This is a genomic window from Spirosoma humi (assembly GCF_054776575.1).
On sequence record NZ_BAAHBR010000017.1, the window covers coordinates 122935 to 139151 of the forward strand.

At 51.3% G+C, this 16217-nt stretch carries 12 protein-coding genes and 1 tRNA gene; 7 read left to right on the top strand and 6 right to left on the bottom strand.

The genetic code is table 11. From position 1 onward, the window contains the following. Nucleotides 1-361: 361 nt before the first annotated feature. Both ACYU8Y_RS22725 and ACYU8Y_RS22730 read left to right on the top strand, forming a co-directional pair. On the top strand, nucleotides 362-3406 hold the full coding sequence (locus ACYU8Y_RS22725; protein WP_460940429.1) for a SusC/RagA family TonB-linked outer membrane protein: 3045 nt from the start codon (nucleotides 362-364) through the stop codon (nucleotides 3404-3406). A 21-nt stretch (nucleotides 3407-3427) separates the two neighbouring features. After that, nucleotides 3428-4867 carry a RagB/SusD family nutrient uptake outer membrane protein gene (locus tag ACYU8Y_RS22730; RefSeq protein WP_460940430.1) on the top strand — a complete coding sequence of 480 codons (1440 nt, stop codon included), beginning with the start codon at nucleotides 3428-3430 and terminating at the stop codon, nucleotides 4865-4867. A 112-nt stretch (nucleotides 4868-4979) separates the two neighbouring features. On the opposite strand, the gene ACYU8Y_RS22735 is transcribed toward ACYU8Y_RS22730, so the two are convergent. Beyond that, complete coding sequence (locus ACYU8Y_RS22735) at nucleotides 4980-6179, bottom strand: alpha/beta fold hydrolase (RefSeq protein ID WP_460940431.1); 1200 nt, start codon at nucleotides 6177-6179, stop codon at nucleotides 4980-4982. Between the two features lie 426 nt (nucleotides 6180-6605). Beyond that, entirely contained in the window at nucleotides 6606-6908 is a 303-nt protein-coding gene (locus ACYU8Y_RS22740; protein WP_460940432.1) for a hypothetical protein, read from the bottom strand. Nucleotides 6909-7174: 266 nt separating this feature from the next. On the opposite strand from ACYU8Y_RS22740, the gene ACYU8Y_RS22745 reads away from it, so the two are divergent. Further along, the gene (locus ACYU8Y_RS22745) at nucleotides 7175-8470 is read left to right on the top strand and encodes a hypothetical protein (RefSeq protein ID WP_460940433.1); all 1296 of its coding nucleotides are present in this window, start codon (nucleotides 7175-7177) and stop codon (nucleotides 8468-8470) included. Between the two features lie 159 nt (nucleotides 8471-8629). Here the strand turns inward: ACYU8Y_RS22745 and ACYU8Y_RS22750 are convergent, their stop codons facing one another. Then, nucleotides 8630-9325: a hypothetical protein gene (locus ACYU8Y_RS22750; protein WP_460940434.1), complete on the bottom strand. Its 696-nt coding sequence runs from the start codon at nucleotides 9323-9325 to the stop codon at nucleotides 8630-8632. A gap of 564 nt (nucleotides 9326-9889) precedes the next feature. Here ACYU8Y_RS22750 and ACYU8Y_RS22755 point away from each other — a divergent pair. After that, the gene (locus ACYU8Y_RS22755) at nucleotides 9890-11659 is read left to right on the top strand and encodes an arylsulfatase (RefSeq protein ID WP_460940435.1); all 1770 of its coding nucleotides are present in this window, start codon (nucleotides 9890-9892) and stop codon (nucleotides 11657-11659) included. Nucleotides 11660-11819: 160 nt separating this feature from the next. On the opposite strand, the gene ACYU8Y_RS22760 is transcribed toward ACYU8Y_RS22755, so the two are convergent. The 3 genes from ACYU8Y_RS22760 to ubiE all read right to left on the bottom strand — a co-directional run bounded on the left by ACYU8Y_RS22760 (nucleotide 11820) and on the right by ubiE (nucleotide 13521). Beyond that, nucleotides 11820-11894, bottom strand: a tRNA-Val gene (locus ACYU8Y_RS22760). A gap of 134 nt (nucleotides 11895-12028) precedes the next feature. Further along, a complete protein-coding gene (porT, locus tag ACYU8Y_RS22765) occupies nucleotides 12029-12751 on the bottom strand; it encodes a type IX secretion/gliding motility protein PorT/SprT (RefSeq protein WP_460940436.1) in 723 nt (240 codons plus the stop codon). A gap of 32 nt (nucleotides 12752-12783) precedes the next feature. Continuing rightward, the gene (gene ubiE, locus ACYU8Y_RS22770) at nucleotides 12784-13521 is read right to left on the bottom strand and encodes a bifunctional demethylmenaquinone methyltransferase/2-methoxy-6-polyprenyl-1,4-benzoquinol methylase UbiE (RefSeq protein ID WP_460940437.1); all 738 of its coding nucleotides are present in this window, start codon (nucleotides 13519-13521) and stop codon (nucleotides 12784-12786) included. Nucleotides 13522-13722: 201 nt separating this feature from the next. On the opposite strand from ubiE, the gene ACYU8Y_RS22775 reads away from it, so the two are divergent. Genes ACYU8Y_RS22775 through ACYU8Y_RS22785 form a run of 3 tightly spaced genes read left to right on the top strand, consistent with a single transcriptional unit; the run spans nucleotide 13723 to nucleotide 16193 of the window. Then, on the top strand, nucleotides 13723-14931 hold the full coding sequence (locus ACYU8Y_RS22775) for a dipeptidase (protein ID WP_460940438.1): 1209 nt from the start codon (nucleotides 13723-13725) through the stop codon (nucleotides 14929-14931). A gap of 22 nt (nucleotides 14932-14953) precedes the next feature. Beyond that, nucleotides 14954-15388 (top strand): ABA4-like family protein, encoded by a 435-nt coding sequence (locus tag ACYU8Y_RS22780; protein ID WP_460940439.1) that lies wholly within the window; start codon nucleotides 14954-14956, stop codon nucleotides 15386-15388. A 28-nt stretch (nucleotides 15389-15416) separates the two neighbouring features. Further along, entirely contained in the window at nucleotides 15417-16193 is a 777-nt protein-coding gene (locus ACYU8Y_RS22785; protein ID WP_460940440.1) for a hypothetical protein, read from the top strand. Nucleotides 16194-16217: the final 24 nt, after the last annotated feature.

The window sequence follows — 16217 nt, forward strand, 5'->3', positions numbered from 1 at the left end:
GACGATCGATAGCAGATACAGGAGCAATAGGACGAGTAGCATCACTGATCCAATTTCGGCAAAGGTTACCACAAGTCTATTTTTTCTCACATGGACTATTCCTTAAGAATGTTGGAAGTGCAAGTTTAGTTACGTACAATTTTTTCTTGATAGTGTCTAATGGTCTAAAAAGTGGACAAATCGTTCTAAGGCGTAAAAAACCGTTCAAAGAGGTGGATAAACCGTTCGATTTAGATTATTCCCATATTTTCTAGGCTCCTGCTAATTAATATTGCTTCATAAAAGGAGCAAACCGAAAATCTTTTAGTCAACAAATCCGATGAGAGTCGATGACCTTACGTATCCTATCAGCCCAAGTCCTATGAAAAAAGATGGTGTTCATATTCGCCGGTGGGTCTGGTTCGCCATGCTGATATGCCTGCAATTCCCTTCGCTGCTGATGGCTCAGCAAACCACCCTGGTTTCCGGGAAAGTAATTGGCGCTACCGGGGAAGTTATTCCCGGAGCAAACGTTGTGGTGAAGGGTACAACAGCCGGAACCTCCACCAATGCGCAGGGTAATTTTAGTTTGAACGCTCCGCCTGACGGCACGTTGGTTATTTCGTCGCTGGGCTTCGTTTCGCTGGAAGTAGCCATCGGAAGGCGCAGCCAGCTAACGGTTACGCTGGCCGAAGACCGAAAAGCGTTGGACGAAGTAGTGGTAGTGGGATACGGTACGCAACGGAAAAGCGACGTGACCGGCTCGCTGTCGTCGGTAACGGCGAAGGAAATCAAATCCGTTCCGGTAACGGGCGTTGGTCAAGCGCTGCAGGGCCGGGCCGCTGGGGTGCAGGTAACCCAGGCATCCAATGCGCCGGGTGGTGGCGTAACGATCCGCATACGGGGTGGTAATTCCATCAACGCCGGGAACGAGCCGCTGTACGTGATCGACGGGTTTCCGGTTTATAACGAAAGTGGCGCCAACCTGAACCCGAACGATATTGAGTCGATGGAAATCCTGAAAGATGCGTCGGCTACGGCCATTTACGGATCGCGGGGGGCCAATGGAGTGGTGCTGATCACGACCAAACGCGGGAAGTCGGGGCAGAATCGTATTGAATTTGAAACGTATTACGGGATTCAGCAGGTGCGAAAAAAACTTCCGCTGCTGAATGCGACGCAGTACGCAACGCTGGTGAACGAAGCGAACGTAAACGCGGGGCGGGCGGTGGTTTTTACGGATGCGCAGATCGCCGGTTTTGGTGAGGGAACCAATTGGCAGGATGAGATATTTCGGAAAGCGCCCATTCAAAACTACCAATTGACGGCTTCGGGTGGTTCGGATAAAACGCGTTACGCTGTTTCGGCCAACTACCTGAACCAGCAGGGCATTATCATCAATTCGAAATACGACCGGGCTTCGTTTCGGTTCAATTTCGATCATAAAATCAACGATAAATTCAACATCGGAACCAGCCTGAACGTGATCCGAAGCCGCAACAACGCCGTTCCGACGGATGCGGATGGGGGAACGAGCGGCACCGTAGTATACAGCGCCCTGAATTTTTCGCCCACGCAGCCGGTCTACAACCCGGACGGTACACTGGTCGTATTCAACACGCCCGGCCGGATTCAGATTGGCAGCCCGGTGGGTCAGGCGCTGGGAACGTATAACCTGACCGTTGGCACGCGGGTGATCGGGAGTGTATTTGCCGATTACAAAATTCTGCCCGGCCTGACGTTCCGAACGAGTTTTGGGGCGGATGTAAATTACTCGAAACGGAGTTTTTATGTGTCAAGGAATACCGCCGTAGGGGCGCAGTTGAACGGCCAGGCGTCGATCATCAACACCCAGTCATCGACCTGGCTGAACGAAAACACACTAACCTATAACAAGACCTTCGCGACGGTTCATAACCTGACATTCCTGGCCGGTTATACCATGCAGGGCAACCGGTACGAAAGCGTCGAAGCGCGTTCGCAGGGATTCGCCAACGACATTCTAACCTACGAAAATCTGGGCTCGGCTTCCACGGCCCTGGTGCCGGCTTCGTCGGCCAGCAACTGGCAGCTCAACTCGTACATTGGTCGGGCTAATTACGATTATGCCGGTAAATATCTGCTGACTGCTACCGTGCGGGCCGATGGGTCATCGCGCTTCGGGGCCAGCAACAAATGGGCGGTGTTTCCATCGGCTTCGGTGGCCTGGCGGTTGACAGAAGAGCCTTTCCTGAAAGGCAACACCGTTATCAACGACCTGAAATTGCGGGTTAGCTACGGGTTGAGTGGTAATCAGGAAATTCCGCAATATCAATCGCTGGCAACGCTGGGAACCCAGAATGCCAATTTCAATAATACCGTGGTGATTGGCATTGGGCCGTCGCGGGTGGCAAACCCGGATTTGCGTTGGGAAACCACGGCTCAGACAGATATCGGTGTCGATGTGGGGGTACTCAATAACCGAATCACCCTGACGGCGGATTATTACAACAAGAAAACGACAGATCTGCTGCTGTCCGTGCCACTGCCCTTCGTTTCGGGCTATGCGTCGGCCCTGCAAAACCTGGGCAGTATCCGCAACCAGGGTTTTGAACTGGGGATCAACTCGACCAACCTGAACGGTGCGTTCAAATGGACAACGGCCTTCAACATTGCTGCCAACCGGAACAAGGTGTTGAACCTGGGTGATCAGACTGAGTTTGCATCGGGTGATGCCAGCGGACACCTTCAGTTGCCGAACTCGGGTCTGGTTCGGGTTGGCGAGCAGATTGGTTTGTTCTACGGCTATCAGTCGAGTGGTATTTTTCAGAACCAGGGCGAAGTAGATGGCTCGGCGCAGAAAACGGCTAAACCGGGCGACCGTCGGTATGTGGACCAAAACGGCGATGGAGCAATCAACGCCAGCGACCGCGTCATTCTGGGATACGCTCAGCCGAAGCTATACGGCGGTATCACCAACACGTTCTCGTACAAAGGCGTTGAGCTGAGCGTTTTCATGCAGGGAACGTCCGGCAACAGCATTTTCAACATCAACCGGTTCGAGCAGGAATCGCTGACGGGGGTAAGTAACCAATCGGCTGAAACCCTGAATCGCTGGACACCGACAAACCCGAGCAACGAGATTCCCCGCGCCAACGCCGTCGGAAATGCCTATGTGCTTTCGAGCCGTCAGATCGAAGATGGGTCGTATCTGCGGGTGAAGAACATCAATCTGTCGTATACGTTACCGGCGTCGCTGGTGAGCAAAATCAAACTGTACAACGTGAAAGTATACGTCAGCGCCCAGAACTGGATTACGATTACCAACTACAGCGGTTTCGATCCTGAAGTAAACCGGTTTGGACAAAGCACCCTGAGTCAGGGTAGTGACTATGGTAGCTATCCGGGTAATAAAATGATTCTGGCCGGACTGAACATTGCCCTCTAACCTGCCATTTTTTAGCTCTTTATGAAAACGAATCGAATCTTATTAATGGCCGCTCTGGCACTTGGCCTGGGGGCCTGTTCGCTGGAAGAAACGCCACCTTCGTCGCTGGCTCCGGTCAATTTTTATACGAATGCAAACGATGCAACGGCGGCTGTCAACGCCGTCTACGACATTACCAACCAGGTGGGTGACCAAAGCCGGAATTTCATCATCATGGGCGATTTACCGTCGGATGATATGGACCCGCTGCTGAACAATGCCGACCGGGTTCAGCTCTGGAGTTTCCAGACGATTCCCACGAATAGTGTGGTATTGCAAACCTGGCAGGTAATTTACCAGGGTATCAACCGCGCCAATACCGCCATTGACCGGATTGCGGGGATTACGATGGACGAAACACTGAAAAAGCGGCTGATCGGTGAAGCAAAATTCCTGCGGGCCTATTATTATTTCTACCTCGTACGCTGGTATGGCGGGGTGCCGCTGATTTTGAAAGAAACCCAGTCGCTGAGTGTTGGAAAAGACGTGACCCGCGCGAGCGTCGACGAGGTGTATACGCAGATTATCAAGGACCTGACGGATGCCGAGACGTCCCTGCCGGATAAATTTACGGGAGCCGATCTGGGCCGGGTAACGGCTGGGGCAACCAAGTCGATGCTGGCACGGGTGTATCTGACCCGTAAAGATTTCGCCACCGCCCGCACCAAATCCAAGGAAGTAATCGACAATGCCGCCAAATACGGGTATGGGCTGTTCGACAAGTACATCGATGTGTTTGCCATTTCGAATAAAAACGGCAAAGAGTCTGTTTTTGAAATTCAGTTTGTGGGGGGCGGCAGTGGCCAGGGTAGCGGCATGGTGACGTATTTCGCGCCGGAAAACTCACCCATCACAGGCCGGGGATTCGGGTCGTTCATTCCGACGACGGATTTGTACAACAGCTTCAACGCCAGTGATAAACGCAGGGAACTATTCATTAATTCGTACGTGGATGGTGCCGGAAAAACCGTTAACACGTTTCAGCACTTCAACAAATATGTTGATCCGTCGGCCAGAGCATTCGGCGATGCCAACAACAATTTTCCAATCATTCGGTATGCCGATGTGTTGATGATGTTTGCCGAAGCCGAGAACGAAATCAGTGGTCCCACGGCTGCGGCTTTGGATGCCATCAATCCCATTCGGCGCCGGGCTTATGGATTTCCCTTAGCCGGAGTCTCGTCGGTCGATTTTACAACGGCATTGACCAAAGACACCTTCCGGCAGGCCATCTGGGACGAACGGCGCTGGGAGTTCAACGCCGAAGGGCACCGCTGGTTTGATCTGGTACGAACTGATAGGCTAGTACCCCTGCTGAAAGCGAAAGGCAAAACCAGCATTACTGAAACGCACAAGCTGTATCCCATTCCGCAGCGCGAACGCGATCTGAACCCGAACCTAACCCAGAATCCGGGCTACTGATTACACGCATCATCAATCGGTGTAAAACCGTCAGGACGAGCCATAGCGCTGTTTCCTGGCGGTTTTTGCCAGTGATACTGCCTATCGTGAGCCCAGACAACTCGTCCGTTGCTTACTTTTTGACGTGAATGTTGGCGAATTTTATGAAACTGCGCCAATCATAAGCCGTTAAGTTATGATCACCTTCCCGATTATGATAGCCTATTGGTGAGTTGATGATGGGTTGGTTTATAGCAGGCGGATTGGCGGGGAGATTTGAGTCAATGCCGTATAATGCATACACGGTCTCGGCTTTTTTCAGGGCTAGGAATGTTCCCCTGGGGTCGGCCCAAAGATCGTTCGAGGCATTCGTCGCATACAGTGGCCTCGGGGCAATGGAGGCCAGTAGCATGTGTTGGTCTATGGGCAATGACGCTTCCTTATCGTTAAATTTCTTGTAGTTTTCTGCAAACCAGTGCGGAAATGTGGTATTGATGCGACTGACCGTTTCGCCAAACCGTCGGCGGGATAAGGCCGCTCCTGTGTTACCCGAACAATTGGTTACACACATAGCAAATCGCTGATCCTGGGCGGCAGCCCACAGGGATGCTTTTCCTCCCCGGGAGTGCCCCACAACGACGACTTTGCTGGCGTCGATAGTGGCATCTTTTTCAAAGTAGTCCAGAACCCGGCTTGCCCCCCAGGCCCAGGCACCAATGGCCTTCATACCGTTGTTAGCCGTCAATTGCTCCGGATAAAGTTGAAGTACGCCATCGGCGTACCTGGCCGTATCATCGGGAGCCAGATCGCTCACGTGAAAAGCCGCGATGGCGTACCCACTGTCGATTACCATCTCAGCGGGCCAAAAGTCGCTTTTGTGGATTCGGGTGGGATCCGTATTGTCTTTGCCCCGGTTATTAATCAGCAGGAAAACCGGAACCGGGCCTCTCGTCTTCGGTACGAAAAGAACAAGATTTATTTTCAGGGGCTTGTTGTTACGAACAACCTCAATGACAACCTCTTTCAACGTGGCTTTACCGGCCATGGCGCTGGCGTTTTCATTTTTTATCGAGTACGTAAGCCGGTCGTAGGCCTTTGGCATTTGTCCGTACACATTTTCCTCAAACAGCTTCATAATTTCTGGCCGTCGTACTCTTTCCCAAGTTGCCTTATCCCGAACGTCCTGATGCCTGGTTGTTTTTAACACATCCGGCAATGTATAAGGTGGAACGTTCGCTTCATCGTAATTTGCCTGAAACCCAGGTTGTGCCTGACCTTCGGTTAAGACAAGTAAAAAGCAGACAGAAAGGGCGAAGCGTTTTAAAGACGACATGACAATGGGTAAAGGTTAAACCAGAGACTAGTTAACGTGTAAAAGTGCTGACCTCTTTCCGTAAACTGGACCAATCTAAACTGAATAAACAGATGCGTCAAGGTATCATCAAAAAAGCGTCAAAGCCACTGGGCCGCCAAGGGTAGCGTCGCGAAGTCTATGCTAGGTTTATATACAATCACAGTTAGTCTCTGGGGATCGGGAAGCAACAGCATTCAGAGAAAAATAACCTGGCACCCGATCGACAACCAGTTCCAGGCAGGAGCCGAAGAAGGTAGGCAGTATGGTGTATAGTATTGTCAAGAAGAGCGAGCCTTAGTGCTTAGAAGGTCTCTTAGTGAACGGTTGCCGGCAACCGGTTTCTTACGTAAAAGCCGGTTGCCGGGTAGTCGTCTTAAGAGGTCAGGCCAGTTGGAAACCGGTTGACTAAGTATGAATTTGCAGGAGCTGGCAAGCTTCAGCCACTTTATGCTTTAACTGAGCCAGGGCCGCCTCCTTGTCTTCCTCAGTCAGGGCTTCCGTAAAGGTCACGTATTCCTCAGTCAGGGCAGAGTCGACCAGACGGGCCGCATCTGTTGCCTTTTCATCGGCTATAGAACCCACTAGCTGGCCAATGCGCTCCCCTATACGCGTGAGCTTTTCCTTGACCAGGTCGGCATTATCATGTTTGAGACCTAACAGCGTCGTGTAATCGGCCAGTATCTTCTGTTTAATCGGCTCGTTTGCCATGGGTGAAGTGGGGAATGGGTTTACAATGTCTCTTCTTGACTAACAATAGGTCCTGACGCATTGTTAGAGCAAGCCAATGGCTCATTGATTGTTCGCAGCACGAATTAGTGAAAAAAGCCATCTCGCTTACTATTATACGTGATTCAGGGGAACAACGGGTGGGGCGGATCTGGTAGCCGAATTTGGCTGGTTTTTTATTTGTAAACTTACCCATGAAGAGTAAAATTAACGTGCTTGGCCGTTAATGATAATAGGGTAAAAGCTTAGTGCAATGCAGCAAGGCTCAAGCGGGCTTATGGTCGCTTCTCAAAACTACGATAACCAAATTTTCTAGGTCAATGGAAAGTTCACCACGTGCTTATCAGGCCAAAAAAACGGTCGATTCTTCAACGGGTAGTGGGGGTGGGAGCGCCAGCCTGCCAGCACGACACCAGCTGACGGGCTTCGGCGCGGTCAAATTAGATTATAGCCTCATCAAAGCGGGGAAAGCAGGAAAATTTAAAACCGGGCGTAGAAAGATCGGACCCGTTAATAGCCTACAGGATTGGCTAAAAAAATTTACCGCGGCTTTAAAAAATAAAAATCAGAAGAAGGCTCAACAACAGGCCCAGGAGGCTCTTGAGGGGTTGAGAGACGCGCTACTAAAAGACAGCGAAGCGAAGCTGAAAACGCCTAAAGGAGCACCCCTGACAGGCGAAGCTTTACAGGAGGCCCAGGCGTTTTACCAAACCTGGATTGACGCTACCAACGCCCACATAGAGCACATCGCCAATGAACAGTACTGGCTCGCTGACTTTCGTAGCGATTACACCGATATAAACGATTTCATGGGCACCCTACCCACTAAAGAAGCTTTTTTGGCTAAAATAGTAGAGAAATATGCTCAAAATGGACAAGAATTAAAGGTATCCCTTGATGCTTTAGGCTATATGTGGGAGCGGGCGGGCCAAAAAATGCGGAAGCGGATGGAGAAACTGCTGGGGGCAAATCCTAAATTAAAAACAGTTGAGTCAATAAATTACTTTCTGGAAGCGATCAGCTATGGTGTCGACCCGGCTGAAGTTACCCGAAAATTGACAGAGTGGTATGAAACCAATCGCGGGGATAAAGACCACTTGATAAATGCGGACAATAAACAACAGATATACGATAAACCATTTGATGAATTTTTAGCAGCGAAAGTCAGTGTCGACAAAATTGTCGTTCCCTATTACCGAAAGAAAGATACCCAGCGGGAGACCTACAAATTAACCATCGTGAATAACCGCGTTCTAACCAATGATGGAGAACCTTTGAGGGGGGATAATATTTATGTGCTCAGCGGTGATGGGCAGCTCTACGGTGGACCAGATAAGGGCCGCCATCATACTTCTTTTCTGGCTGGCAAGCCAGTATTATGCGCTGGGCATCTTTATACGAGAGACGACGGCACGTTAATCAAAGTGAATAGGAAGAGTGGTCACTATGAACCCGATTCTGCCAATTTTAAGCGTGCCGTAGCGGTATTTAAACGAATGCTGGGTAAGGACACCAATGTAGAATTCTCCGATAGCTACCTCTGAGTATTGACCAGCCTGCCCATCGGGAGCCACAACGTACAAGTCAGGTTGCAACTCCCGAAGCGGGCCGACTATCAAAACAAAGGAACGTTTATGGCTATCAGCCAGTTTTTAAGCCCTGGTCGATAGTTGGCCTGACTAGTAATGGCAACCCGTTCAGCGTTACAACTCACTATCGCGAATGTATTCGGACAGGCTGGGGATAGCCACTAACCAAGGGGCCGATAAGTCGCTCAGGTACCATTCATCTGGATTGGATTTAGCTGCCCATAAAAAGGCAGCAGCCTTCTGAATCTGCTCATCGGCGTATACCTTTAGCGATGGGGACAGGCTACCCTTGGCAAAAGCTTGATCAAGTACCAGTTGGCTATCTAATCGGCATTGGTTGACCAGCGTGGCCAGAATGTTATGCCGAATGGTAGGATCGGGGTTGGCTAACAGGCCGACAAGGGTCATATTGTCCTGGGGGCGACTTAACCTAAATAAAGCCACGGAGGCTTGGATGGCCAGGGGGTCGGGGCTATGCTGAATGATTTTTTCAATTCGGGTAACGACTCGTTGCCGATCATCCTCAGAAAGCTCTGCCTGAACGCGTTGTAAGCCGACCAGAGCAGCCAGCACGTTGTAACTGTCCAGCAACTGGTGGAGTCCTTTCAATAGGATGTCCCGGCGCAGAGTACTGGGAATAAGCTGCGGATGCATCAGTAAATTAGCGATTGCCTGCGGGTCTTCCCACTGCTCCAGCAGGCTTGTAATAGCAGCCCGGTCTGTGGAAGTAAGTTCGCTCAGTTGCTGAGCCAATAAGGCAGTTTCGTCTAAATCGTCAGCGCGAAGAAATTGTTCTAAGGGGAGCGCCATAGGTACGTACAAGTTTTAGTATGTGCTCTAAACAGGGGGCAACCTACAAAATAGCGCAATAAATGATCTCGATAGTGGATAACCAAAGCCGGAAAGGAGCTAGCGTCAATAAATTCTGGTTTCGCACTGATCAGTCAATTGGTAATCAAGTGTCAAAAGTATTAGTAGAGGCTCAATTACTCAACTAAACGGGTCGTTTTGCCAGGGAGGGCAGTTTTAGGATCACCTAATGCTGGCATTTCCAGGGGAAGCTCTAACCAATAAAGGCTTAACCGCGCTGATCGGCGAAGAAAAACGGATTGATACATAAGCTGATCATCTCAATCGTAACCTGCTCCAACAGACTCGGTAAATTGCGAAACGTTTGGTCAGTAGAGCGCTACAATTAATAAGAATAAAAAGTCCCTTTCGTCTCATATACAGTCTGTCTTGTCCACAAAAGAAATGGGCGTTCTAAACAAACAATTTCAAGTAGGGAAAGAGGGTATTTTCGTTTATTAATGGTCAAACCCTAGCCTCCGAATCGTCGTGAACCGGTTTGGGTCGACCAATTATTTTTTAGCGATGAAAACCCCTATTTGGATAGGTATGGCTGCATTAGTCATCGGCGTCTGGAGCGCATGGACCCCGGCTGCCCGCCCGCCGGCAGCCGATGCCAGACCCAATGTATTGTTCATCCTGACCGACGACCAAGGCTGGGGTGACCTGAGCCTACATGGTAATCGCTTTGTGGAAACGCCCAACCTCGACCGGTTAGCCCGCAGCGGAGCGCAGTTCGAGCACTTTTTCGTCAGCCCGCTTTGTGCTCCCTCCCGCGCCAGCCTGCTCACGGGCCGCTACCACCTCCGCACGGGTACGGTTTCGGTTACCCAGGGGTGGGAGCGCATGCGTAGTGCTGAACTCACTCTGGCCGAGGTGTTCCGCCAGAATGGCTATGCCACCGGTTGTTTTGGCAAATGGCACAACGGTGAACACCCGACCGAAGACCCCAACGGTCAGGGATTCGATGAGTTTCTGGGCTTTTGTGCGGGCCACTGGAATAATTACTTCGATACCGACTTGCAGCATAACGACCGGATGGTAGCCACCAAAGGGTTTATCACCGACGTACTGACCGATGCCGCGCTGACATTTATCAGTCAGCATAAATCCCGGCCTTTTTTCTGTTATGTGCCGTTCAATGCTCCCCACAGTCCCCACCAGGTGGCCGACCGGTATTTTGATAAGTATAAGGCTAAAGGTCTGGACGATGAGCAAGCCAGCATCTACGGCATGATTGAAAACGTAGATGATAACGTGCAGCGCTTACTGGCAAGACTGGATCAACTGGGTTTAGCCCAAAACACGATTGTTGTATTTGCGACCGACAACGGTCCCAACGGCCACCGCTTCAATGGCGAGATGAAGGGCATCAAAGGGTCGGTCGATGAAGGGGGCGTACGTGTGCCGCTATTCGTGCGATGGCCGGGAAAGATACGTGCCCAAACCCGGATTCGCCCCAATGCAGCCCACATCGATTTGCTGCCGACGCTGGTCGGCTTGTGTGGGTTGCGCTTTAGACCTGCTAACCCGATCGATGGCCGTAATCTGACGGGTCTGTTGCTTGGCCAGACGGATACGCTGCCCGATCGCATGTTGTTCACACACGTGGCCGGGATGAGCGCGGGCGGCCTTCCTGCCGAGCCAGGGGCAGTTCGTACGGCTCAATACCGGCTGGTACGACAAAAGGAGCAGATCCGCCTGTACGATATGCTTCACGATCCGTCACAAGCGACCGATCTATCCTCTCAGCAGCCTCAGCGGGTGCAAACACTGCAAGCCGCCTACGAACGCTGGTTCCGGGAGGTCTCCCAAACGATAAGCCCTTCCCGGCCTGTGCCAGTGGCGGGTCGACGGGTGTTGTTGCAGGCACCGGAAGCTCATTTTTCGGGTACGGTACGCTATAAGCAGGGCAACGGCTGGGCCAATGACTGGCTTGTGAATTGGCAGTCACCCGCCGATTCAATTTGGTGGGATGTGGCTGTAGAGCGTCCGGGGATGTATGCACTAAGCCTTCAATACACCGCTCCGGATGCAGCGCTCGGAACGCTACTGACCATCAGGGCCGGTAATAAGACGCTGCAACAAACGCTACAAACCAGTTTCGACCCGCCCCTTAAACCAAGCCCCGACCGGATTCCACGTAAAGAAGTATATGAAAAGACTTGGGCCTGGCTGGGGTTAGGAAAGCTCAAGCTATCCAGGGGCCATCACCGGATTCTGCTGCAGGCCGGAGCGGTCCCGAATGGGCAGGTGGCCGACGTAAAAGCGTTACTGCTTATGGCCACAGAGTAGTCTACAACCTGAAGTTGACTAGTTTCTTGCTAGAAATAGACCGACGTTTAATGGGCGATGCGCAATGAACTAATTTATCCGAATCAATCGGCATAAGGTACAGGCGTTAGTAGAAACGAAAAGGCACTTACCATTTCTGATAAGTGCCTTTTCGCTAGGGTGGGAGTTGACGGGTTCGAACCGCCGACCCTCTGCTTGTAAGGCAGATGCTCTGAACCAGCTGAGCTAAACTCCCTTTTCTTCGTTTTCCCTCTTCGATTGTCGTCGTTTGGGAGTGCAAATATAAGGGCCTAAATTGCCTTTATGCAAGCCTGGGAGTAAAAAAAGTTAAACTTTTTTTCAATTGCCTGATTGACAAGGGTATTCGTTTTATTCGAAATTTAGGTACAAGGTTACCGAGTGTGTGGTGAGCCGATTGATACCAATACCGGCTACATTGTTGGTAGGTCGATAAAGGTTGACTAGGCCGTGCGAGAATCGGAGTTCGGGTGCAAACTTGAAATACTCGAAAAACTGCTCGAAACCAATCCCGTATTCAACCGCGAAATCCATCGTGCCTGTGCTAAGCTTATTGACGCCCTGCGTCTCCTTCTTACGTACGTTACTCTCGATGCTGAACGCCCCCCCCGCCAGCAAATACATCCGGCTGTTGTTGCGTCGTTCCGATTTGTACTTGACCAGAAGCGGCAAGTCAATCCAGGTCGATTCGCGGACTTCTGTTCTGGAGGTGCCTCCCGGATAATCGTACTGGACTTCGCGGCTGAACAACGACACTGAAGGGGTCAGCCGCAAATCGAAATGCTTGCTTAAATACGTGTTGACGACAAAGCCAACGCGAAACGCCGGTTTGTTGGGCGAATAAATTCGGGAGGCCGAGTCGGCTGTTAGAAACGCCGGGCTGTACGTTACGCTAAAACGGGTAACGGGCATGGCAAAAAAGAAGCCATAATGGATCGTTTTGTCGTCGTAGCGTTCGAGGTGTTTACGAACGTATTTGTAGTTGCTTTGCGCCTGTGTCCTGATCGAGACGAAACTACAGAGCAACGCAACCAGCGCAAGCCGAACCGGTAATCGGGCAGTAAAGTTTATCATAGGCTGGCCTGCGGGGGTCTGGCCCGGACTGGTTAAGCCAGCTTGTGGCCGATATAAATTGACGCAACGCCGAAGGTAAGCGGTATCCATTTGGTGTTTTTGAATCCGGCCTTCTCATAGATTCGCAGGAAGTCGGGACCGTCGGGGAAAGCCTGCACCGATTCGGGCAGGTAGGTATAGGCCGACGAGTCTTTGCTCACTACGCGCCCAATGAGGGGCAGGATGGTACGGGAGTAAAAACCGTATAGTTGTTTAAACGGGAACTGGCGCGGGTTCGAGAACTCCAGGACCACGCACACACCACCGGGGCGTGTAACACGGTGCATATCGGTCAGCCCTTTAAGCAGGTTCTCGAAATTGCGCACACCAAATGCAACGATGACAGCGTCGAAATCATTGTCTGGCAGGGGCAATCCTTCTGAATCACCCGACCGCATTTCGATGATCTGGTCGACACCACGTTTTTTCATCTTGTCTCGGCCAACGGCCAGCATCCCTTCCGAAATGTCCATGCCAACGACTTTCTCCGGTTTCAGGGCCAGGGCTTCCAGCGCAAAATCACCAGTGCCAGTCGCTATATCAAGAATACGCCTGGGCGATTGAGTGGATGCTTTCTTCAGTTCACGAATGGCTCGTTTGCGCCACAGAATGTCTATTCCACCACTCAGAACGTGGTTCAGCAAATCGTATTTCGGCGAAATACTGTCGAACATTTCAGCGACCTGTTCCCGCTTGGAGGTGTCTTTATCTTTGTACGGTACGACGGACATGGTTGAATGATTGAATAATAGAGTGATTGAATGATTGAATAAATTGGGTGTCAGCTATTCACTCATTCAATCACTCTATCATTCTAAACTAGAAGTGCAAAGGTAGTGGGATAACAGCACGTTTCAGCCGAAAGTTTGATATTCCAGCGGGCAATGTGTAGTTTCGAGAGAATGTCTTTTTTCGCAACAACCTGATTCTCTATGCTCCCTCTTTTCCTGTCGACCGCACTTGTGTTGAGTACGTTTACGGTTCACTCGCCCGGCGATGACGATAAGCTAACCAAAAAAGCCCGCAAGATCCACCAGCATGTTTTAACGCTCGATACCCACGCCGATGCACCGATTATGATGCAGAAGCCGGGTTTTGATGTAGGCGCTTCGCACGATACCAAACGTGACGGGTCGCAGATTGATTTTCCCCGTATGAAGAAGGGAAGTATGGACGCCATGTTTTTTGCGGTGTACACCTCGCAGGGGCCACGCACCGACGAAGGCCATGCCGAGGCTAAACGGAATGCGCTGAACCAGTTTGATCTGATTCATCAGGCTCTGAAAAAACACCCGGATATGGCCGAACTGGCTACTACGCCAGCCGATGCCTACCGGATAAAAAAGGCGGGTAAGCGAGCGGTGTTTATCGGTATGGAAAATGGCTACCCGGTTGGTAACGACCTGTCGATGCTCAAGACGTATTATGATCTGGGTTGCCGTTACATGACTTTGACGCACTTCGCCAATAACCTCATCGGCGATTCATCGACCGATCCCGATGGCCCGATTTATGGCGGCTTGAGCGACTTTGGCAAACAGGTCGTTCCGGAAATGAATCGGCTGGGTATCCTGATCGATGTGTCGCACGTGGCTGACAGTACCTTTTATGATGCCTTGGCGTTGTCAAAGGCCCCCGTTATCGCGTCGCACTCCAATTGCCGCGCCCTCTGCGATTTTCCCCGTAACATGACCGACGATATGATCAAGGCTATTGCCGCCAAAGGGGGAGTGGTACAGGTAAATTTCGTGAGTGATTATTTGAAGAAGCCATCGGATGCCAACCGGGCTGCCAAGACCAAAGTTCGGATGGCGCGGGTCGGGAAAGTGGTAACGCCCGAAATGGAAGCCCGCCTGACGGCCATGAGCGACTCGGTTTCCAAAGTATACGCGTCGGAGCGAGCCAGCCTGTCTGATATTGTCGATCATATTGACCACATCGTTAAGCTGGTCGGTATCGACCATGTGGGAATCGGCTCAGATTTCGATGGGGGCGGGGGCGTAAACGGCCTCGAAGATGTGAGTGAAATCGAAAATCTGACGGTCGAACTGGTACGCCGAAACTATTCCGAAGCCGATATTGCCAAGATCTGGGGCGGTAATTTGCTCCGCGTTTTGAGCCAGGCGAAGGTAGAAAAATAAACGACAAACCAGCCCGACTCCTATGTCTCCCGAAGCCGTTTTTAGTCTGGCGAGTACGATCGTACTGCCGCAGTGGTTGCTCATGATTCTGGCACCACGCTGGTTTGTGACCCGATGGCTGATGAATTCTTACCTGATTCCGGTTTGTCTGGCCATCATCTATGTACTTTATTTGTTCAGGGGTGGCCCAGTTGATTTTGGCGCTTTTGGTACATTGGCAGGCGTAAAAAAATTATTCGCCCAGGGGGGAGACGGGGTCATGCTGGCCGGTTGGGTGCATTACCTCGCGTTCGACTTAGTGGCGGGTACGGTGGTGGTACGTGATTCGCAGAAGCAAGCCATTCCGCATTGGTTGGTTGTGCTTCCGCTGTTTTTCTGCTTTATGCTGGGGCCGGTAGGCTTGCTGTTGTACTGGATAATTCGTACGGTCCGAACCCGAACCGTATCGCCTGATTAACTAGCCTTTACCTTAATGACCAAGGTCAATGAGTGATTTCCTGTCGACCCTTAAGCGCCGAAGCGTTGTTCTGTACGCGTACGGCTTAGTTTGCCTGATCGGTTGTGTTGTCTGTATCGGTCTGTCCCTAGCGACAACCCAGCAGGTAATGGGCGTCAATGCCTTCATAAAACCCGCCAAATTTTTCGTGTCGATCTGGGTTTTCACCTGGACAATGGGCTGGTATGTCGGGCTACTTCGGCAACAGCGGGCCGCCCAAACATATGCCTGGGCAATTGTAATTGGTATGTCCCTCGAACTGGTCATTGTTCTCTGGCAGGCCAGTCATGGGCAGTTATCCCACTTCAACATATCCTCTCGCATCAATGGGCTGTTGTTTTCGATTATGGGAATCATCATTACCGTTATCACGCTGTGGAATGCCTACATGGGCTATCTCTTCATGGTGCAGCGGCCCGCTGGCTTATCGGCGTCTTATCTGTGGGCCATCCGGCTCGGTATTCTGGTGTTTGTTCTTTTTTCGTTTCAGGGATTTATGATGGCGGGCCGACTGGCTCATACGGTAGGTGCCCCCGATGGCGGACCAGGCTTGCCAGTCCTCAACTGGAGTACCCGTTACGGCGATCTGCGCATTGCCCACTTTTTCGGGATGCATGCCCTGCAGTTGATTCCCTTATTTGGCTACTACGTCGCCCGTCGCCCGCGTCATGTTATGCTGGCATCGGTCATTTACGTTGTCCTGCTCACCGGCCTGCTGATGCAGGCCCTGGCGGGTAAGCCACTGCTGGCTACTATAGGACAATGATGGTAAATATCGGGTCGATGATGC